Annotated in this window: 18 protein-coding genes and 1 tRNA gene; 9 read left to right on the top strand and 10 right to left on the bottom strand. The window is 71.4% G+C overall.

Annotated features, from left to right (window positions below):
* Positions 1-227 precede the first annotated feature (227 nt).
* Positions 228-1,613, bottom strand: coding sequence for a cystathionine beta-synthase (locus ACZ518_RS27625; protein ID WP_045947585.1), 1,386 nt, complete (start codon positions 1,611-1,613; stop codon positions 228-230).
* A 125-nt stretch (positions 1,614-1,738) separates the two neighbouring features.
* On the opposite strand from ACZ518_RS27625, the gene ACZ518_RS27620 reads away from it, so the two are divergent.
* The 3 genes from ACZ518_RS27620 (at position 1,739) to ACZ518_RS27610 (ending at position 5,552) form a co-directional block, all read left to right on the top strand.
* Positions 1,739-2,764: an SGNH/GDSL hydrolase family protein gene (locus ACZ518_RS27620; protein WP_469115697.1), complete on the top strand. Its 1,026-nt coding sequence runs from the start codon at positions 1,739-1,741 to the stop codon at positions 2,762-2,764.
* A 449-nt stretch (positions 2,765-3,213) separates the two neighbouring features.
* Positions 3,214-4,434 (top strand): acetyl-CoA C-acetyltransferase, encoded by a 1,221-nt coding sequence (locus ACZ518_RS27615; protein ID WP_469115696.1) that lies wholly within the window; start codon positions 3,214-3,216, stop codon positions 4,432-4,434.
* Between the two features lie 314 nt (positions 4,435-4,748).
* A complete protein-coding gene (locus ACZ518_RS27610) occupies positions 4,749-5,552 on the top strand; it encodes a hypothetical protein (RefSeq protein WP_469115758.1) in 804 nt (267 codons plus the stop codon).
* Here ACZ518_RS27610 and ACZ518_RS27605 read toward each other — a convergent pair.
* On the bottom strand, positions 5,536-5,892 hold the full coding sequence (locus tag ACZ518_RS27605) for a hypothetical protein (RefSeq protein WP_469115695.1): 357 nt from the start codon (positions 5,890-5,892) through the stop codon (positions 5,536-5,538). The genes ACZ518_RS27610 and ACZ518_RS27605 overlap by 17 nt on opposite strands.
* Before the next feature lie 101 nt (positions 5,893-5,993).
* Between ACZ518_RS27605 and ACZ518_RS27600 the strand changes: the two genes are divergently transcribed.
* A complete protein-coding gene (locus tag ACZ518_RS27600; RefSeq protein ID WP_469115694.1) occupies positions 5,994-6,224 on the top strand; it encodes a DUF4287 domain-containing protein in 231 nt (76 codons plus the stop codon).
* A 104-nt stretch (positions 6,225-6,328) separates the two neighbouring features.
* Here the strand turns inward: ACZ518_RS27600 and ACZ518_RS27595 are convergent, their stop codons facing one another.
* Both ACZ518_RS27595 and ACZ518_RS27590 read right to left on the bottom strand, forming a co-directional pair.
* Positions 6,329-7,183: a Bax inhibitor-1/YccA family protein gene (locus tag ACZ518_RS27595; protein WP_469115693.1), complete on the bottom strand. Its 855-nt coding sequence runs from the start codon at positions 7,181-7,183 to the stop codon at positions 6,329-6,331.
* Positions 7,184-7,319: 136 nt separating this feature from the next.
* Positions 7,320-7,402: transfer RNA gene (locus tag ACZ518_RS27590), tRNA-Leu, on the bottom strand.
* 440 nt (positions 7,403-7,842) lie between these two features.
* Between ACZ518_RS27590 and ACZ518_RS27585 the strand changes: the two genes are divergently transcribed.
* Together ACZ518_RS27585 and ACZ518_RS27580 are read left to right on the top strand one after the other, a co-directional pair.
* A complete protein-coding gene (locus tag ACZ518_RS27585) occupies positions 7,843-8,610 on the top strand; it encodes an ABC transporter ATP-binding protein (RefSeq protein ID WP_469115757.1) in 768 nt (255 codons plus the stop codon).
* A gap of 78 nt (positions 8,611-8,688) precedes the next feature.
* A complete protein-coding gene (locus tag ACZ518_RS27580) occupies positions 8,689-11,238 on the top strand; it encodes an ABC transporter permease (protein ID WP_469115692.1) in 2,550 nt (849 codons plus the stop codon).
* Between the two features lie 107 nt (positions 11,239-11,345).
* On the opposite strand, the gene ACZ518_RS27575 is transcribed toward ACZ518_RS27580, so the two are convergent.
* A complete protein-coding gene (locus ACZ518_RS27575; RefSeq protein ID WP_469115691.1) occupies positions 11,346-12,728 on the bottom strand; it encodes a class I SAM-dependent methyltransferase in 1,383 nt (460 codons plus the stop codon).
* A 290-nt stretch (positions 12,729-13,018) separates the two neighbouring features.
* Positions 13,019-14,404, bottom strand: coding sequence for an NAD(P)/FAD-dependent oxidoreductase (locus ACZ518_RS27570; RefSeq protein WP_469115690.1), 1,386 nt, complete (start codon positions 14,402-14,404; stop codon positions 13,019-13,021).
* A gap of 562 nt (positions 14,405-14,966) precedes the next feature.
* On the opposite strand from ACZ518_RS27570, the gene ACZ518_RS27565 reads away from it, so the two are divergent.
* From ACZ518_RS27565 to ACZ518_RS27555, 3 genes are all read left to right on the top strand, one after another.
* Entirely contained in the window at positions 14,967-15,254 is a 288-nt protein-coding gene (locus ACZ518_RS27565) for a hypothetical protein (protein ID WP_469115689.1), read from the top strand.
* 240 nt (positions 15,255-15,494) lie between these two features.
* Positions 15,495-15,770: a type II toxin-antitoxin system Phd/YefM family antitoxin gene (locus ACZ518_RS27560; protein ID WP_031150838.1), complete on the top strand. Its 276-nt coding sequence runs from the start codon at positions 15,495-15,497 to the stop codon at positions 15,768-15,770.
* Positions 15,767-16,036 (top strand): type II toxin-antitoxin system RelE family toxin, encoded by a 270-nt coding sequence (locus ACZ518_RS27555; protein WP_469115688.1) that lies wholly within the window; start codon positions 15,767-15,769, stop codon positions 16,034-16,036. Before ACZ518_RS27560 ends, ACZ518_RS27555 begins: the two co-directional genes overlap by 4 nt.
* A gap of 74 nt (positions 16,037-16,110) precedes the next feature.
* On the opposite strand, the gene ACZ518_RS27550 is transcribed toward ACZ518_RS27555, so the two are convergent.
* The 4 genes from ACZ518_RS27550 to eno form a co-directional block, all read right to left on the bottom strand.
* Complete coding sequence (locus tag ACZ518_RS27550; RefSeq protein WP_469115687.1) at positions 16,111-17,073, bottom strand: Ppx/GppA phosphatase family protein; 963 nt, start codon at positions 17,071-17,073, stop codon at positions 16,111-16,113.
* Positions 17,070-17,624, bottom strand: coding sequence for a DUF501 domain-containing protein (locus ACZ518_RS27545; protein ID WP_469115686.1), 555 nt, complete (start codon positions 17,622-17,624; stop codon positions 17,070-17,072). The genes ACZ518_RS27550 and ACZ518_RS27545 overlap by 4 nt, the downstream gene beginning before the upstream one ends.
* A gap of 51 nt (positions 17,625-17,675) precedes the next feature.
* Entirely contained in the window at positions 17,676-18,164 is a 489-nt protein-coding gene (locus tag ACZ518_RS27540) for an FtsB family cell division protein (protein WP_469115685.1), read from the bottom strand.
* A 125-nt stretch (positions 18,165-18,289) separates the two neighbouring features.
* On the bottom strand, positions 18,290-19,576 hold the full coding sequence (gene eno, locus ACZ518_RS27535) for a phosphopyruvate hydratase (RefSeq protein ID WP_469115684.1): 1,287 nt from the start codon (positions 19,574-19,576) through the stop codon (positions 18,290-18,292).
* Positions 19,577-19,638 lie beyond the last annotated feature (62 nt).

Genomic DNA, 19,638 nt, shown 5'->3' with positions numbered 1-19,638 from the left:
CGACGCGGCGAGGCGCGGTGCCGGACACCGCGGGCCCGCCATGATCCACAAGGCATCCCCCAGGACGCGGCCGGCCCTGACCCGGCCCGCGTCCCGGGCGGGGACCGCCGTCGTCCCGCCCCCCGGCCCGCCGGGGGTGCGGCGGTCCCCGTCCCCTGCGCGAGCGCGGGGAGGCGGCGGCCCCGCGGCCCGCCGCCTCCCCGGCCGCGTACGCGGGGACTCCCGGACTACTTGGCCGTCTTGGCCAGGAACGCCAGCAGGTCCTGGCGGCTCACCACACCGGTGGGCTTGCCCTCGACCAGCACGATCGCCGCGTCGGCCTCGCCGAGCACCGCCATCAGCTCGGACACCGGCTCACCGGAGCCGACCTGCGGCAGCGGCGCGCTCATGTGCTTCTCCAGCGGGTCGCCGAGCGAGGCCCGCTGCGCGAACAGCGCCGCGAGGAGCTCCTTCTCCACGACCGACCCGATGACCTCGGCGGCCATCACGTCGGGGTGGCCGGCGCCCGGCTTGACGATCGGCATCTGCGAGACGCCGTACTCGCGCAGCACCTCGATGGCCTGGCCGACGGTCTCCTCGGGGTGCATGTGGACGAGCGACGGGATGCCGCCCTCCTTGTCGGCGAGGACGTCCCCGATGCGCGCGGCGGGACCCGCCTCCTCCAGGAAGCCGTGCCCGGCCATCCACTCGTCGGAGAAGATCTTGCTGAGGTAGCCGCGGCCGCTGTCCGGCAGCAGGACGACGACCACGTCGTCCGGGCCCAGGCCCTCGGCGGCGCGCAGCGCGGCGACGACCGCCATGCCGCAGGAGCCGCCGACCAGCAGGCCCTCCTCCTTCGCCAGGCGGCGCGTCATCTGGAAGGAGTCCTTGTCGGACACCGCGATGATCTCGTCGGTGACGTTCGGGTCATAGGCCGTCGGCCAGAAGTCCTCGCCGACACCCTCGACGAGGTACGGGCGGCCGCTGCCGCCGGAGTAGACGGAGCCCTCCGGGTCCGCGCCGATGACCTTGACCTTCCCGCCGCTGACCTCCTTGAGGTAGTTGCCGGTACCGGAGATCGTGCCGCCGGTGCCGACGCCCGCCACGAAGTGCGTGATCTTCCCGTCCGTCTGCTCCCACAGCTCGGGACCGGTGGTCTCGTAGTGCGAACGGGGGTTGTTCGGGTTGCTGTACTGGTCCGGCTTCCAGGCGCCCGGGGTCTCGCGCACGAGGCGGTCGGAGACGTTGTAGTACGAGTCCGGGTGCTCGGGGTCGACGGCGGTCGGGCAGACCACGACCTCGGCACCGTACGCGCGCAGCACGTTGATCTTGTCGAGGGAGACCTTGTCAGGGCAGACGAAGATGCACTTGTAGCCCTTCTGCTGGGCCACGATGGCGAGTCCCACGCCGGTGTTGCCGCTGGTGGGCTCCACGATGGTGCCACCGGGCTTGAGGGCACCGCTCTGCTCGGCGGCCTCGATCATCCGAACGGCGATGCGGTCCTTCACCGAACCGCCGGGATTGAAGTACTCGACCTTGGCAAGCACGGTGGCCTGCAGGCCTTCGGTCACGCGGTTGAGCTTCACCAGCGGGGTGTTGCCGACGAGGCTGATCATCGAGTCGTGGAATTGCACCATGTTCTCCAAGAAGGGGACTCCACGGGTTCTCCGGGAGGTCCGGCCAGAGTATGCGGAAAGGGATTGGCCGACCGGCAGTACGGGGCAGGTAGGTCAACACGACGCAGGAGGTGGCTGCAAGGGTGTCCAGGGCGAGGACGGCCCGCCGGATCGCGGCGGGGGCAGCGTACGGCGGAGGCGGACTCGGACTGGTCGGAGTCGCCGCGTTCGGGCTGGTGCTGGCGGAGGTGCAGTTCGCGAAGCGCACGGTGGGCAACGGGCTGGGTGAGCCGCCGCGCGCGGACGGCCTGTACGGGAGCGAGTTCAGCGGGCCGGAACTGAGCCCGGGCCCGCTGCGGATGGGCATGCTGGGCGACTCCACGGCGGCCGGGCTGGGCGTCCGCCGGGCCCGCCAGACCCCGGCCGCGCTGCTGGCGTCCGGGCTGGCGGCGGTGGCCGAGCGGCCGGTGGAGCTGCGCAACGTGGCGCTGTCCGGGGCCATGTCCGACGACCTCGACCGCCAGGTGAGCCTGCTGCTGGACGGGCGCGGGCCGGCGCCGGACGTGTGCGTGATCATCATCGGCGCGAACGACGTGACCAGACGGATGCCGCTGACGCAGTCGGTGCGGCTGCTGACGGCGGCGGTACGGAGACTGCGGCTCGCTGGTTCGGAGGTGGTGGTCGGGACCTGCCCCGACCTGGGCACCATCGAGCCGGTGTACCAGCCGCTGCGGTGGATGGCCCGCCGGGTCTCGCGGCAGCTGGCGGCGGCACAGACGATCGGCGTGGTCGCGCTGGGGGCGCGCACGATCTCGATGGGGGACCTGCTGGGCCCGGAGTTCGCGGCGAACCCGCGTGAGATGTTCGGCCCGGACTCCTACCACCCCTCGGCGGAGGGGTACGCGACGGCGGCGATGGCGGTGCTGCCGACGCTGTGCGCGGCGCTGGGGCTGTGGCCGGGGTCGGACCGGCTGGACGTCTCGCGGGACGAGGACATGCTGCTGGTGGCGAAGGCGGCGTCCGCGGCGGCGGGCGAGCCCGGTACGGAGGTCACCCCGGCCCGCGGCCCGTGGGCCCTCCTGAAACACCGCCGCCGCCGGCGCCTCCCGGAACCGGAATCCCCAGCCCCGGCCACCACCCCCGCCGCCGCCCCGGAGGACCCGGCGTAACCCCGTCCTCTGCCGAGCCTCGATCGGCCGCTGCGCGGGGCTGGTCCCCTACCCGCCCTTCCACCGTTCCTCCCCCAGCTACCGCTGGGAGGTGCCCCCAGGGCTCCGCCCGGACCCGCGCCTCAAACGCCGGCGGGGCTGGAAAATCCAGCCCCGCCGGCGTTTGAGGCGAGAACGGTTGAAGGGCGGGTAGGGGACCTCGTCCCGCGTAGCGGGCCACCCACCCGCACACGCCCCACCGGCCCCACCACCGACCCCGCCCCAGGTCCGACGGCCGGAGGCTGTCGCAGCGGCGCGAAGCCGGGGAGGCCGCTCGCGGCCGAGCCGTGCGAGCGGCGCGTCAAGAAGGAGAAAGAGGGCGGCATCACATGCCGAGCACGGTGACCCCGACCGTACGGGGCGGTAACTTCGCTTGCGGTCCCGCAACGACGCACCCCCTTGGAGTCCCGATGCCCGAAGCCGTCATCGTTTCCACCGCCCGCTCCCCCATCGGGCGCGCCGGCAAGGGCTCGCTCAAGGACGTCCGCCCGGACGACCTCACCGCCACGATCATCCAGGCCGCCCTCGCCAAGGTCCCCGAGCTGGACCCGCGCCAGATCGACGACCTGATGCTCGGCTGCGGCCTCCCCGGCGGCGAGCAGGGCCACAACCTCGCCCGTATCGTCGCCGTGCAGATGGGCATGGACTACCTGCCCGGCACCACGATCACGCGCTACTGCTCCTCCTCCCTCCAGACCTCCCGCATGGCGCTGCACGCCATCAAGGCGGGCGAGGGCGACGTGTTCATCTCCGCCGGCGTCGAGACCGTCTCCCGGTTCGCGAAGGGCTCCTCCGACGGCCTGCCGGAGACCCACAACCCGCTCTTCGCCGACGCCGAGGCCCGTACCGCCGCCGTCGCGCAGAGCGAGGGCAGCGACTGGCACGACCCGCGCGAGGACGGCCTGATCCCCGACGCGTACATCTCCATGGGCCAGACCGCCGAGAACCTGGCCCGCCTCAAGGGCGTGACCCGCCGTGACATGGACGAGTTCGGCGTGCGTTCGCAGAACCTCGCCGAGGAAGCCATCAAGAACGGCTTCTGGGCGCGCGAGATCACCCCGGTCACCACCCCTGACGGCACGGTCGTCAGCAAGGACGACGGCCCGCGCGCCGGCGTCACGCTGGAGGGCGTGGAGGGCCTCAAGCCCGTCTTCCGCCCCGACGGCCTGGTCACGGCCGGCAACTGCTGCCCGCTCAACGACGGCGCCGCCGCGCTCGTCATCATGAGCGACACCAAGGCGCGGGAGCTGGGCCTGACCCCGCTGGCCCGGATCGTCTCCACCGGCGTGACCGCCCTGTCCCCCGAGATCATGGGCCTCGGCCCGGTCGAGGCGTCCAAGCAGGCCCTGAAGCGGGCCGGGCTGACCGTCGGCGACATCGACCTGTTCGAGATCAACGAGGCCTTCGCGGCCCAGGTCATCCCGTCCTACCGCGACCTTGAGATCCCGCTCGACAAGCTGAACGTCAACGGCGGGGCCATCGCCGTCGGTCACCCGTTCGGGATGACCGGTGCCCGTATCACCGGCACCCTGATCAACAGCCTCCAGTTCCACGACAAGCAGTTCGGCCTGGAGACGATGTGCGTCGGCGGCGGCCAGGGCATGGCCATGGTGATCGAGCGCCTGTCGTAGTCACGGACGGCCCCGCCGATCACCGGATCGAGCGGGGCCCCCAGGCCCCGCAAGGGATCCTCCAGGTCCGTGCGCTCTACTGACGGCGAATCCAATCCCGTCGCGGCCGACCTGTGACCGAATCTCCCCCAGGATGTGACCTTTGTCCTGGGGGATCGGTATTTGCCCAGGTCAGAAGCCATCCCCCTTGGTCCGCAAGGACGAAAGACCTGTCCATTTCATGACGTAATGCACTGCACGCCATTCACAGCACGGGACAAGCTGATGTAGGAAGTCGGGGGATCGAATCAACCAGGAGTTAGTCAGTGAGCGCCATGTCTCTTGCCCTGCTGCTGACCACGGCCGCTGCCACGGCCGTGGGCGCTGCTGCGCTGCACGCCGTCCACGGACTGCGCAAGCAGGTCACCGCCCTGCGCGGTGAGCTTGCGGTGTCGGCCCACCCGCGCGCCGCGACCGTCCCGCACGCCCGCGCCGCGGTGCAGTCCCCCGCCGCCGAGATACGAGCCGCCGTGGCCGAGGCCCTGGCCGAGGAGCGCGAGCGCGAGCTGGCCGAGGCGCGGGCCTTCTGGGCCGCGCAGGAGGCCCGCGACGCAGCCGACGCCCCCTCGCTGCTGGGCGGACTGCCCGGCCTCGGCGAGGACAGCCCGGTCTTCCTGCCCCGGCAGGCGGACATGGTCGGCCTGGAGCCGGTCCTGGGCGACGACCTCGCCGACGAGTACCCCGAGGACTCGGCGGAGCTGGCCGCGGCCCGCCGCCGCCACCCCTCGCACCCCGACTTCGTCCCGGTCCAGCCCGGCCCCGGCGCCGACCACGAGCGCACCGTCAACCGCCTGGAGGAGCTCGCGGAGGCCCGTACGGCCCTCGCGGACGTCCGCCCGGGCCCCCTGGGCACCCTCGACGTGTACGTCTTCACCGACGGCACCACGCTCTGCATGACCCCGGGCCACCGGGAGACCGCGGAGCGCCTCGCCGAGGCCCTGCGCTCGGGCACCGCCCCGGTCCTGCTGGGCGGCTCCGGCATCTCCGGCGCCTACGCGCTGACCTTCTCCTGCGGTGACGCCGAGGACCCCGACAGCAACGTCTACATCCTCGCGGACCGCGTCATCGCATCGCTCTGACTTCCGCCTGCTCCACCAGCGCCACGGCCTCGTCCAGTACCTCGGACGGGGCCTTCGCGCCGTCCGGGCCGGTTCCGGGGGCGGCCGCGCGCAGCGCCTCGGCGAGGTCGAGGCCGGCCACCGCCACCTGGTCCCCCACGACGAAGAGGCCCGCGTCCGGCATCACACGCGCCGGAGCCGCCCCCTCCGGCTCCTCCAGCCGCTGGGCGCGCAGCGCGAGCTCACGGGCCAGCTCCAGGGCCTCTGCGGCCGCACCCCGCTGGAGCCTGCTGTGCGGGGCGGCCCGCAGCCGGTCGGCGAAGCGTTCCACGGCGGCGTTCAGGGGTGAGGTATCGAGCACCCGGCCGACCTTACGCGCCGCCCCGGCACCATTGCCAACGGGCGAACTCTGCGGCACGGTGACGTGAAGAGAACAGCACGGCGACACCCCCGGAGGCGCCCATGTCCGTAGAGTTCTCCGAGAAGACCCACCGCAACATGATCGACAGAATCCCCCAGACCACCGGTCGTGAGATCTCCGACTGGCTCCGTACCGTGGACGAAGGCCCCTCCCTCGTCCGGTTCGAGGAGAAGGTCAGCTGGCTGCTCGGCGCGCACGACCTGTCGTACGGCCAGGCCAAGGCGATCATCCACGAGTACGGCCTGCGCAGAGCCGCCCGCAGGTTCGGCTGACCGGCACCGAGACGACCCGTTGTCCCCCTTACGGGCCCAGGACGCGGGAAGGCCCCGCGAGCGGTCCGCTCGCGGGGCCTTCCCCTTCGCTCCTACCGGTACGGCTAGTCGTCGCCCGAGAGGATCTGGAACAGGCGCAGCAGCTCCAGGTAGATCCACACCAGGGTCAGCGTGAGGCCGAAGGCCGCCAGCCAGGCCTCCTCGCGCGGAGCGCCGTACGTCACGCCGTCCTCGACCTGCTTGAAGTCCATGGCGAGGAAGCAGGCGCCGAGGATGACGCCGACGATGCCGAAGACGATGCCGAGCGGGCCGCTGCGGAAGCCGAGGCCGTCACCGCCGCCGAACAGCATGAACAGCGAGTTCGCCAGCATGAGCAGGACGAAGCCGAGGGCCGCGGCCATCACGAAGCCGGTGAAGCGGCGGGTGACGCGGATCCAGCGCATCTTGTAGGCGACGAGCACCGCCGCGAAGACGCACATCGTGCCGAGCACGGCCTGGACGACCACGCCGGGGCTGATGTAGGTGCTGGTCACCATGGAGATGACGCCGAGGAAGACACCCTCGAACGCCGCGTAGCCGAGGATCAGCGCCGGCGTGGGCTTGCGCTTGAAGCTCTGGACCATGGCGAGCACGAACGCCACGAGCGCCGAGCCGACGGCGATGCCGTACGACTTGCCGACGTTGGCCGCGTCGACGGGCAGGGCGATCCACGCGAGGGTCGCGGTGACGATCAGGGTGCCGAGCGTCATGGCCGTACGGGTCACGACGTCGTCGATGGTCATCGCGCCGCCGCGGACCGGGGCCGCCGGCATGCCGGTGGTCGGGTCGGTGGCGTAAGGATTCGTCGCGTACGGGTTGGTCGCGGTCCCGGCCTGCGCGTGCTGCGCCTCGAAGCCCGCGTAGCCGCCGTTGTCGCGGCTGAACCCCCGTCGCGAGAAGACCGGGTTACTGCTCCTCATCTCACTCCTCCATGGCCACCGGGCGCGGCCTTGCTTCAAGAGTAATGCGCTCGCAAAAAAAGCACCCTACTGCTGGAGGAGGATCTTAGGAGAAGGCGCGGCGAACCGCCGCCGATAAACGGAAGAGCCGCATGTGTGCCCGGAGCCGGACTTGAACCGGCACGGCCCGAGGGCCAGCGAGGTTTAAGCTCGCCGTGTCTGCCATTCCACCATCCGGGCAAGGCGCGACGGGCCCCGTGGAAAATGCCTTGAAGGCAGTGATGAGCCTATCCGGAACACCCTGGCCGGCAGAGGGCTCTCTATCCGATGTTGTCTGATTTTATTGGCGATTGAGTGGCCGTCAGACCCGATAAGTCGCGGTCGGCCCCCTTCCGGAGGATGCGCCGCACCGCCCCGGGATTGACCTGATTCCGTTGCCCTCGCGCCACCCCGCCCGCCACCCCGGGCCACCCCGGGCCACCCCCGCGCGCCGGACCCCCGTGGGGCCCCGCGGCCGCCTCCTGTCATACCAAAGGAGGAGACGGGGCCGCCTGTGGTCAGACTCCAGTGGGCCGTGGAACGGGCACCTCGGCTGATCCCCGGCGGGGGTGCCCGCCGTGAGGATGGAAAGGTCCCGCCCCATAGCAGAACCGTTCGACAGGAGTCCCCCCGTGACCGCCATGAACTACGCCCGGCAGCACACCGCACAGGCCGTGGCCGCCCGCGCCGCGCAGCTCTCCAAGGTGTACGGCCAGGGCGAGACCCAGGTGGTCGCGCTCGACAACGTCTCCGTCGACTTCGCCCAGGGCCAGTTCACCGCGATCATGGGCCCCTCCGGCTCCGGCAAGTCCACCCTGATGCACTGCGTGGCCGGCCTGGACACCTTCTCCTCCGGCTCCGTCCGCATCGGCGACACCGAGCTCGGCTCCCTCAAGGACAAGCAGCTCACCCAGCTGCGCCGGGACAAGATCGGCTTCATCTTCCAGGCCTTCAACCTGCTGCCGACCCTGACCGCCCTGGAGAACATCACCCTCCCCATGGACATCGCCGGCCGCAAGCCCGACAAGCAGTGGCTGGACACCGTGGTGGACATGGTCGGCCTCTCCGGCCGCCTCTCCCACCGCCCCACCCAGCTCTCCGGCGGCCAGCAGCAGCGCGTCGCCGTGGCCCGCGCCCTGGCCGCCCGCCCCGAGATCATCTTCGGTGACGAGCCGACCGGAAACCTGGACTCCCGCTCCGGCGCCGAGGTCCTCGGCTTCCTGCGCAACTCGGTGCGCGAGCTCGGCCAGACCGTCGTGATGGTCACCCACGACGCGGTCGCCGCCTCCTACGCGGACCGCGTCATCTTCCTCGCCGACGGCCGCATCGTCGACGAGATGCACGCGCCCACCGCCGACGGCGTGCTCGACCGGATGAAGGCCTTCGACGCCAAGGGCCGCACCAGCTGACCCGGAGCCGGACCGCCCCGCCCCGCGGAGCTACCGCAGCCCTCCTCACAGACTTCCAGCCCCAGGACTGAGATCCCCATGTTCCGTACCGCCCTGCGCAACGTCCTCGCGCACAAGGCGAGGCTGCTGATGACGGTGCTCGCCGTCACCCTCGGCGTAGCCTTCGTCTCCGGCACCCTCGTCTTCACCGACACCCTCGGCAAGGCCCTGTCCGGCCAGTCCGCCAAGAGCTACAGCGGCGTCGCCGTCTCCGTCACCTCGTACGGGCAGGCCCGCTCCGAGGACGGCCAGAAGGAGGGCGACCCCGGCATCAGCCAGCAGACCCTGGACAAGGTCAAGGCCGTCAAGGGCGTCGGCTCGGTGTCCGGCCGCGTCTCCGGCTTCGCCGGCGTCGGCGACGAGAACGGCAAGCTGATCGGCACCGGCTGGGCCAACAAGGGCTCCAACCACGCCCCCGTCAAGGACGGCAAGGACCCCCGCTACACGTTCACCGACGGCACCGGGCCGGTCAGGGACGACCAGGTCGCCCTCGACAAGGAGACCGCGTCCAAGGGCGGGTACAAGACCGGCGACAAGGTCCGCGTCGCCACCAACGGCCCGGTCCGCGAGTTCACCCTCGCCGGCGTCTTCACCACCGAGGACGGCGCCGTCAACGCCGGCGGCAGCCTGGTCCTCTTCGACACCAAGGTCGCCCAGGAGCTCTACCTCCAGCCCGGCTTCTACGACGAGCTCTCCGTCGCCGCCGCCCCCGGCGCCTCCGCCGACCAGCTGCTCGCCGACATCAAGCCGCTGGTCGACGGCAAGACCACCAAGGCCCAGACCGGCGCCGCACTCGCCGCCCAGCAGGCCAAGGACATCGAGAAGGGGATGAGCAGCATGAGCAACATGCTGCTCGCCTTCGCCGGCATCTCCCTCTTCGTCGGCATCTTCCTGATCTACAACACCTTCACCATGCTGGTCGCCCAGCGCACCAAGGAGCTGGCCCTGCTGCGCGCCGTCGGCGCCAACCGCGGCCAGGTCATGCGTTCGGTGCTCGCCGAGGCCCTGGTCGTCGGCGCCCTCTCGGCCGCCATCGGCCTCGCCGCCGGCGTCGGCCTCGCGGTCGCCATGCGCTCCCTGATGGACACCATCGGCGCCAAGATCCCCGCCGGGGACCTGGTCATCGCCCCGGGCACGATCATCGCCGCGCTGGTGATCGGCGTCCTCGTCACCACCGTCGCCGCCCTGCTGCCCGCCTGGCGCACCGGCCGGATCGCCCCGGTCGCCGCCATGGGCAGCGCCCACCTGCCGGCCTCCGCCAAGTCCCTCGTGGTCCGCAACGTCATCGGCTCCGTGATCAGCCTCGCCGGCATCGGCGTCGTCCTCCTCGGCGTCTCGATGGGCGGCGACGGCCGCATGGTCATCGGCGGCGGCGCCTTCCTCATGCTCGTCGGCATGATCGTGCTGCTCCCGCTGCTCTCCAAGCCGGTCATCGCGGCCGTCCGCCCGGCCCTGCAGAAGGTCTTCGGCGTCCCCGGCAAGCTGGCCGCCCAGAACGCCGTGCGCAACCCGCGCCGCACCGCCGTCACGGCCGCCTCCCTGGCGATCGGCCTCACCCTCGTCACCACCATGTCCGTCCTCGGCGTCACCATGGGCAAGGCCATCGACCGGATGAGCACCGACAAGCTCAAGGCGGACTACAAGGTCACCATGTCCGGCGGCATGGGCAGCCTCGACAAGTCGGTCGTCGAAACCCTGGCCAAGGCCCCCGGCGTGCAGGCGGTCTCCCCGCAGGCCGCCGGCTACTTCAAGGTCGGCGACAGCTTCCGCGCCGCGTCCGGCGTCAGCCCTGCCGCCATCGGCCGGCTGCTGAACATCAAGGTCGTCAGCGGCTCCCTGGACAGCCTCGGCAAGGGCGAGGTCGCCGTCGCCGAGAAGACCGCCAAGAAGCAGAACCTGACCGTCGGCTCCGCCCTCCAGGCCCAGTTCGAGGACGGCAAGAAGGCCACGCTGAAGGTCGGCGCGGTCTACGAGGACCTCGACGGCCTGCTGTCCCCCTTCGTCCTCGACAACAAGATCCTCGCCGAGCACACCGACCAGCAGCTCATCCCCGAGGTCTACGTCAACACCACCGGCGGCCAGTCCAAGGCGAGCCAGCAGGCCGTCATCGACGCCCTCGGCAAGAACCCGGCGATGACCGTCGCCACCCAGCAGGACATGCGCAACGAGATGGGCGGCATCATCAACACGATGCTCAACATCATGTACGGCCTGCTCGGCATGGCGCTGATCATCTCGGTGCTCGGCGTGGTCAACACCCTGGCGATGTCCGTCTTCGAGCGGACCCAGGAGATCGGCATGCTGCGGGCGATCGGCCTCGACCGGGCCCGGGTGAAGAACATGATCCGCCTGGAGTCCGTGGTCATCTCGCTCTTCGGCGCGGTCCTCGGCGTCGGCATCGGCGTCTTCCTCGCCTGGGCCGTCGGCTCCACCCTCACCAAGTCGGTGCCGAACTACGAACTGGTCCTCCCCTACGACCGGATCGGCATCTTCCTCCTGCTGGCCGCCGTCGTCGGCGTCCTGGCCGCCATGTGGCCGGCCCGCAGCGCCGCCCGGCTGAACATGCTGACCGCCATCAAGACCGAGTAGCCGTACGGACGTACACGGCGCGCGCGGCGCACGCCGAAGGGCCCCGGGGCAACACGCCCCGGGGCCCTTCCCGTTGCCCGGCCGCGGGCGACCGGACGGCCGCCGGGCTACGAGGGCCCCGCGCCCCAGACGCGCGCCCGCAGCGGCAGCCCCGAGGCCCCTCCGTCCCCGGGGCGCACCGCCAGCACCTGGTTGACCCCCAGCCGGCCGTGCTCGAAGCCCAGCGCGGAAGCCGCCATGTACAGCAGCCACACCCGGGCCCGGCCGGGCGAGGTGAACCGTACGGCCTCGTCCCAGTGCCGCTCCAGGCGGGCCACCCAGGCCCGCAGGGTCAGCGCGTAGTGCTCGCGCAGCGCCTCCACGTCGCGGACCTCGAAGCCGGCCCGCTCCAGCTCGCCGACGGTGGTGCCGATCGGGGAGAGCTCCCCGTCCGGGAAGACGTACGCGTCGATGAACTCGTCGACCTCGTACGCCTGTTCGTCGGGCTCCGGGGGCCGGCCGATCTGGTGGTTGAGCAGCCGGCCGCCGGGGGCCAGCAGGGCGTGCAGTATCCCGGCGTACTCGCGGTAGCGGGCGGAGCCCACGTGCTCGGCCATGCCGATCGAGGAAATCGCGTCGTACGGGCCGTCCTTGACGTCCCGGTAGTCCTGCACCCGGATCTCGACCCGGTCGGTCAGGCCCTCCTCGGCGATCCGCTTGCGGGCGTACGCGGCCTGCTCGCGCGAGAGCGTGATGCCGGTGACGCGCACCCCGTACTCGCGGGCCGCGTGCAGGGCCATGGAGCCCCAGCCGCAGCCGACGTCCAGGAGCCGCTGTCCCGGCTCCAGGCCGAGCTTGCGGCAGACCAGGTCGAGCTTGTCCCGCTGGGCGTCCTCGAGGGCGCCGTCCGGGGTCCAGTAGGCGCAGGAGTAGACCATCGAGGGGCCGAGGACCCGCTCGTAGAAGTCGTTGCCCACGTCGTAGTGGTGGCTGATCGCCTCGCTGTCGCGCCGCTTGGAGTGGCGCGGCCCGCCGCCGCGGACGGCCTCCTCCGGCGGCGGCGCGGGCGCCGTCCACGGGCGCGCCAGGGCCACGAGGTCGCGTACGGCGGCCCGTGCGGCCGGGTCGCGCAGCAGCGCGGCGGTCCCGGCGGGGCCGGAGCCGTGGCCGGGCAGGTGCGGGCGCAGGGCGGCGAGCCTGCCCAGCCCCGCACGGGCCGGGGCGGGGGCGGGCACGGGGTGCTCCCGCTCCCACAGCAGGCCGGCCACCCGGTCGAGCAGGGCGAACAGGTCGCCGTGGACGGTCAGCTCCCCGGCGACCCAGGCGCGGGCGAGCCCCAGCTCGCCCGGCTTCCACAGGATCCGGCGCAGGGCGCGCCGGTGGTTGATCACCAGCACGGGGCCGGCGGCCGGGCCGGCCTCACTGCCGTCCCAGGCCCGTATCCGCACGGGCAGGGGGGCGCCCAGCAGGGTTTCGGCAATCGCTGCCAGCCGCGGCGCGGCGTCGGTCATTTCAGGCACCTCCAGAAGTTCCGTGGAACGACTTCCCACTTCCCCTCTGGGGCAATCACGGCCGGTTTGCCCGCTGGACCGTCCCTCGACCGGGGCTCCAGCCGGCCGCGCCGGACCCGCGGTAAGGGGGCGGGTCCGGCCACGCCCCCGCCCGGATCCGGTCACCCCGCCCCCTGGCCCCGGGCCGGCCCGCCCGACGGTCCCCGGGTACGCCGAAGGGGCCGCCCGCACCACGGATGGCGGGCAGCCCCTTCGGGGACGTGCTCAGTGACCTGCCGGACCGGTCAGGGTCAGGAGGCCTTGGCCTTCTCGGCCGGGGCAGCGGCGGCGGCCGGAGCCGGCGCCGGCTTGGCGGCCTCGTAGAACTCCTCGCGCGGGGTCTCCAGCGCTCCGAGGGAGACGACCTCGCGCTTGAGGAACATGCCGAGGGTCCAGTCGGCGAAGACGCGGATCTTGCGGTTCCAGGTCGGCATGGCCATGCCGTGGTAGCCACGGTGCATGTACCAGGCGAGCCGGCCCTTGAGCTTGATCTTCATCTTGCCCATGACGATCATCGCGACGCCCTTGTGGAGGCCGAGGCCCGCCACCGCACCCTTGTTGGAGTGCGCGTACTCCTTCTGCGGGAAGCCCCGCATGCCGGAGACCACGTTGTCGCCGAGGACCTTGGCCTGGCGCAGCGCGTGCTGGGCGTTCGGCGGGCACCAGGCGTTCTCGACGCCGGCCTTGCGGGCGGCGACGTCCGGGACCTGGGCGTTGTCGCCCGCGGCCCAGATGTAGTCCGTGCCCTGGACCTGGAGGGTCGGGGCGGTGTCCACGTGGCCGCGCGGGCCCAGCGGCAGGCCGTAGCGGGCCAGCGCCGGGTTCGGCTTGACGCCCGCGGTCCACACGATGGTGTTGGAGTCGACCTCGAGGCCGTTCTTCAGCACCACGTGGCCGTCCACGCAGGAGTCCATGGAGGTGCTGAGGTAGATCTCGATGCCGCGGGACTCGAGGTGCTCCTTGCCCCAGGTGCCGAGCTTGGGCCCGACCTCGGGAAGGATCTTGTCCGCCGCGTCGACCAGGATGAAGCGCATGTCCTCGCGCTTGATCGTGGAGTAGTACTTCACGGCGTCGCGGGCCATGTCCTCGACCTCGCCGATCGTCTCGGCGCCGGCGAAGCCGCCGCCGACGAAGACGAAGGTGAGTGCCTTGCGGCGGACGTTCTCGTCCGTCGTGGACTCGGCCTTGTCGAGCTGCTCGAGGACGTGGTTGCGCAGGCCGATGCCCTCTTCGACGCCCTTCATACCGATGCCCTGTTCGGCCAGGCCGGGGATCGGGAAGGTGCGGGAGACGGCGCCGAGCGCGATCACCAGGTAGTCGAAGGGCAGCTCGTACGCCTCGCCGACCAGCGGCGTGACGACGGCGACCTTGCGGTCCTGGTCGATGGTGGTGACCCGGCCGGTGAGAACCTCAGCCTTGGGCAGCACGCGTCGCAGCGGGACGACAACGTGCCGAGGCGAGATGTTGCCTGCGGCCACTTCGGGGAGGAAGGGCTGGTAGGTCATGTACGACCGCGGGTCGACGACCGTGACGGTCGCCTCGCCGTAGCGCATCTTCTTCATGATGCGCTTGGCTGCGTACAGGCCTACGTACCCACCTCCTACTACGAGGATCCTGGGACGCTCCGTGGTGCTCATGGAATGAGTATCCAGCACCCCAAGGGGTGACGCTCGTGAGCCCCTTCACAAGGTGCCCCAAGGTCTCTGCTACACTGCGCGGCCCGCGTGACCCAGATCATGGCGCGCAACGGGAACCAACGTATAACGGGAGTCGTTGTTCACCCGGTCTGAACTGGCCTCCAAGGCCTCAACCGGACTGGACCACTGGGGTTCGTCCTTACCTCCGATACGAAACCCGTCGCGGCCGCGCATCGCACAAACAGGTGCCGAAACGACCCTGCGACCCCCGAGAAGGGCCCGTAGGGCCTCCCTGTTGACCCAGCAGACGCATTTTCCTTGTGAAGAACTTCACGAACCTGGTTCCCGGAGGGGTGCTTTCGGCCGCTCCGGGGGCCCCGCACCGCCCCCGCACTGCCGCCGCACCGGCCCCGCTCCCCCCGCCCACCAGCCACCCATCGGGCGGAACGCGATGTTCAGCCACACGACCGCACGACGGCCGGTGCACGGCCGCCCGGGAACCGGTCGAGGCGGGGTGGCCGAACCGGACCGGAAGGACCCGGCCCGCTCGTACGCTGGCCCCATGATCGAAAAGGACACCCTGGAAGCGCGGCTCACGGAGCTGCGCGCCCTCATGGCCGAGCACATCGGTGCCGCCCTGGCACACCTCGACGACATCCAGGACCCGCTGGAACGCGAGCGCGCGGCACGCCTGCTGTCGGACGACCTGCTCCCCCGCGCCGTGCGCTCCGCGAGGCAGGCGCGGACCGGCGCGGTGCTGGAACTGCGCCACGGGCGGACGCTCAGGGAGGTGGGGGAACTGCTGGGCCTGTCCATACCGAGGGTCGACCAGCTGGCCAAGGGCAAGTAGCCGGCGGGCGGGGGCAGGGGGCCAGGGTTTTCGATCATGGATCCGAGGCTGTCGGGGCACTCCGCCCCGGGCCGGGAACGGGCGGGAACGACGAGGGGCCCCGCGATCCACGGGGGCCCCTCGTGGCGCTGAGCCGGGTCAGGCCGCGGACCAGGCGATGCCGTCCGGCATTACCGGTGAACCCACACCCGTTTGCGCGACATCCGGCAGGTGTACACGTTCGCGCGTACACTGGCTTTCATGAGTGATGAGAACGCCGTGACCGTGCGCGAAGCCCGCGCCCATCTTGCGGACCACATCAACCGTGCCGAGCAGGGCGCCCCGACCATAATCACGCGGAACGGCGCTCCGGTGGCCGCCCTCGTCCCCATCGCGGACTTCAACGCGCTCGAAGAGGCGGCAGACGAGCTGCTCGCACGCGAGGCGGAGGCGGTACTCGCCGAGGGCGGATCGACGGTGACGATGGCCGAGCTGCTGGCCGACCTGTTCAGCGAACGGGGTGACGGCGCGGCGTGAAGTACGCCTTTCGGTTCACGACCGCGGCGCAACGGCAGCTCCGGGCGATCGACAGGCCGGCAGCGATGCGGATCCTCGCCGCCCTGACCACGCTGGGAGACGATCCGTACCGCGAGGACGCCGACATCAAGAAGCTCACCGGCCCCTCCGGCCTGTACCGGCTCCGGGTCGGCAGCTACCAGATCGCCTACCAGGTCCTGGACGGCGAGCTCGTCATCCTCGTCGTCAAGGTGGGCGACCGCCGCGACATCTACCGCACCATCTGAATCCCAGGCAGACGGCGGCGCTCCGGTCGACTGACCGGAGCGCCGCCGTTCGGCATTTCCGCGGGTCAGGAGCGCTACTTGTCCGTCTCGACCTCTTCTGCGGTCTTCCAGGCGATGCCGTCCAGGATGTCGTGCTCGGAGACCACGACCTCGGCGGCGCCGATGCGCTCCATGATCGCGAGCAGGACCAGCGCGCCCGCGCCGATCACGTCGACCCGCCCCGGGTGCATCACGGGGATGGCGGCGCGTTCGGCGTGGGTGGCGGTCAGCATGCGCTCGCTGATCTCGCGGACCTGCTCGTAGGAGATCCGGGCGTGGTGGATCGCCGACGAGTCGTACTCGGCCAGGCCCAGCGCGATCGCGGCGACCGTGGTCACCGAGCCCGCGAGGCCCACCAGGGTGCGGGCCCCGGCCAGCGGGACCGTCTCGGCGGCCAGGTCCAGGGCCGCCTCGATGTCGGCCCGCATGGCGGCGATCTGCGCCGGCGCCGGCGGGTCGGTGACCTCGCCGTCCACCACCAGGTGGCGCTCGGTCATCCGTACGCAGCCCACGTCGACCGAGCGGGCGGCGCGTACGCGGTCCTCGCCGACGACGAACTCGGTCGAGCCGCCGCCGATGTCCACCACCAGGAACGGCCGCTCCAGGTGCTCGTGCGCGACGAGCTCCTTGGTGGCCCCGGTGAAGGAGAACTCCGCCTCCTGCTCGCCGGAGATCACCTCGGGCTCGACGCCGAGGATGTCCAGGACCCCCCGGACGAACTCGTCCCGGTTCTCCGCGTCGCGCGAGGCCGAGGTGGCCACGAAGCGCACCCGCTCGGCGCCGAACTCCTTGATCACCCCGGCGTACTCGCGGCAGGCCGCGAAGGTGCGCTCCAGCGCCTCCGGGGCCAGCCGGCCGGTCTTGTCCACGCCCTGCCCGAGCCGGACGATCGTCATCCGCCGGTCGAGCTCGACCAGCTCGCCGGTGGCCGGGTCGCAGTCGGCGACCAGCAGGCGGATGGAGTTCGTACCGCAGTCGATGCCCGCGACCCGGGTCATGCGGACTCCTCCCCGGTCTCCTCTTCCTTCGTCTCCCCGCACGGGGTGACGCAGGCGCCCTTGGCCCACCACTCCGGCAGCATGGCCAGCGCCTCGTCGCCGAACGGGTTCACCCCGGGGCCGGCGGCCAGCGAGTGGCCCACCAGCACGTGCAGGCACTTGACCCGGTCCGGCATGCCGCCGGCGCTCGGGAAGCCCTGGAGCACCTCGATGGCGTCGCGGCGCCGGATGTAGTCCTCGTGCGCCTTCTGGTACGCGGCGGCGAGCTCCGGGTCCTCGGCGAGCCGGGCCTGCATCTCCTTCATCACGCCGTTGGCCTCCAGCGTGCCGATCGCGGAGGCCGCGCGCGGGCACGTCAGGTAGTACAGCGTGGGGAAGGGGGTGCCGTCGGGCAGCCGGGGTGCGGTCTCGACGACGTCCGGCTGTCCGCAGGGGCAGCGGTGCGCGATGGCGCGCAGCCCGCGCGGCGGGCGGCCGAGCTGCTGCTCGAACGCCTCGATGTCCGCGTCGGTCGGCTCGGTCCGGTCGGTCTGGGGCGGGGGCGTCTGCATGCCTGGAGGAAGTCTCTTCGTTCGGTCGTGCGTGATGGGTGGGTCAGTGGGTCATTCGCCGGGGCGGTCGGCCTTGTCGACGCCGTCCCAGACGTTGGAGTACCAGGGGCGGTCGGAACCGTCCTGGCCGCCGCGGCGGCGCTCCGGGGCCGCGGCCCCGGGGTCGGTCATGATGTAGCCGATCTCCCCCGGGCGCAGGAAGTGCAGGTGCCTGCGCGCCTGCTGCTCCGCGTACGCGGGGTCCTGCCAGCGGGCCTTCTCGTCGCGGAGCTGTTCGAGCCGCTTGCGCGCGGTGTCGGCGGCCCGCTGCTGGTCCGTGATCTCCGAGCGCTGGGACACGTACTGGCGCATCGGATACGCGAGGGCGACGACCAGCGTACAGAGGACGAGGACCAGCAGTGCGGCGCGGCCGGTGAGCCGGCTGCGGCGGATGTGCCGGCGGGACTGCGAGCGGTAGACGTGGGCCGCGGTCCGCTCGCCGAGCTGTTTGAGACGGGTCGCCGTCGAGAAGGTGGAGAACCGATCCCGGTTCCCGGCCATGGCCCCGCCTCCCCTGTGCGCGCACTACGCAATACGTCCCCGCACACGGTACGGGACCGAGTGCGGGGACGTACGGAGGCTGGGGACCCAGGGGTGTCCCCCCGGGCCGCCGCCCTGAGGCGGTGTCAGCCCTTGAAGCGCGGGAAGGCGCTGCGGCCGGCGTACACGGCGGCGTCGTCGAGGATCTCCTCGATGCGCAGCAGCTGGTTGTACTTGGCGACGCGGTCCGAGCGGGCCGGGGCGCCGGTCTTGATCTGACCGCAGTTCACGGCGACGGCGAGGTCGGCGATGGTGACGTCCTCGGTCTCGCCGGAGCGGTGCGACATCATGCACTTGAAGCCGTTGCGCTGGGCCATCTCGACGGCGTCGAGGGTCTCGGTCAGGGAACCGATCTGGTTCACCTTCACGAGCAGGGCGTTCGCGGAGCCCTCCTCGATGCCGCGGGCGAGGCGCTCGGGGTTGGTGACGAAGAGGTCGTCGCCGACGATCTGGACCTTGGAGCCCAGGCGGTCGGTGATGGTCTTCCAACCCGCCCAGTCGTCCTCGAACAGCGGGTCCTCGATGGAGACGAGCGGGTACGCCTCGACGAGCTCGGCGTAGTAGTCGGTCATCTCGGCGGCCGAGCGGGACTGGCCCTCGAACTCGTACTTGCCGTCCTTGTAGAACTCGGACGCGGCGACGTCGAGCGCGAGCGCGATGTCCTTGCCCGGGGTGTAGCCGGCCTGCTTGACGGCCTCGATGATGAGGTCGAGCGCGGCGCGGTTGGACTCCAGGTTCGGGGCGAAGCCGCCCTCGTCGCCCAGGCCGGTGGAGAGGCCCTTGGTGTGCAGGACCTTCTTGAGGGTGTGGTAGACCTCGGCACCCCAGCGCAGCGCCTCGGAGAAGGACTCCGCGCCGATCGGGGCGATCATGAACTCCTGGATGTCGACGTTGGAGTCGGCGTGCGACCCACCGTTGAGGATGTTCATCATCGGAACGGGCAGCAGGTGCGCGTTCGGGCCGCCGAGGTAGCGGAAGAGCGGGAGGTCCGAGGCCTCGGACGCGGCGTGCGCGACGGCGAGGGAGACGCCGAGGATGGCGTTGGCGCCGAGCGAGCCCTTGTTGTCGGTGGCGTCGAGGTCGAACATGGCCTGGTCGATCAGGCGCTGCTCGGTGGCGTCGTAGCCGACGAGCTCCGGCCCGATCTGCTCGATGACGGCGAGGACGGCCTTCTCCACGCCCTTGCCCATGTAACGGTTGGGGTCACCGTCACGGAGCTCGATGGCCTCGAAGGCACCGGTGGAGGCGCCGGACGGAACGGCAGCACGGCCGGTGCTGCCGTCGTCGAGGCCCACCTCGACCTCGACCGTGGGGTTGCCTCGGGAGTCCAGGATTTCCCGGGCTACGACGACGTCGATGGACGGCACGAGCATCTCCTTCTGGGATGTGACGCTGGGTGTGCGGTGGCGTGTGGACCGTGGGACGGCCCTGCCGA

Source organism: Streptomyces sp. NPDC033966 (assembly GCF_055575955.1).
Note: the sequence above shows the minus strand (reverse complement) of the source record. Positions and strands in the feature narration are given on the sequence as shown.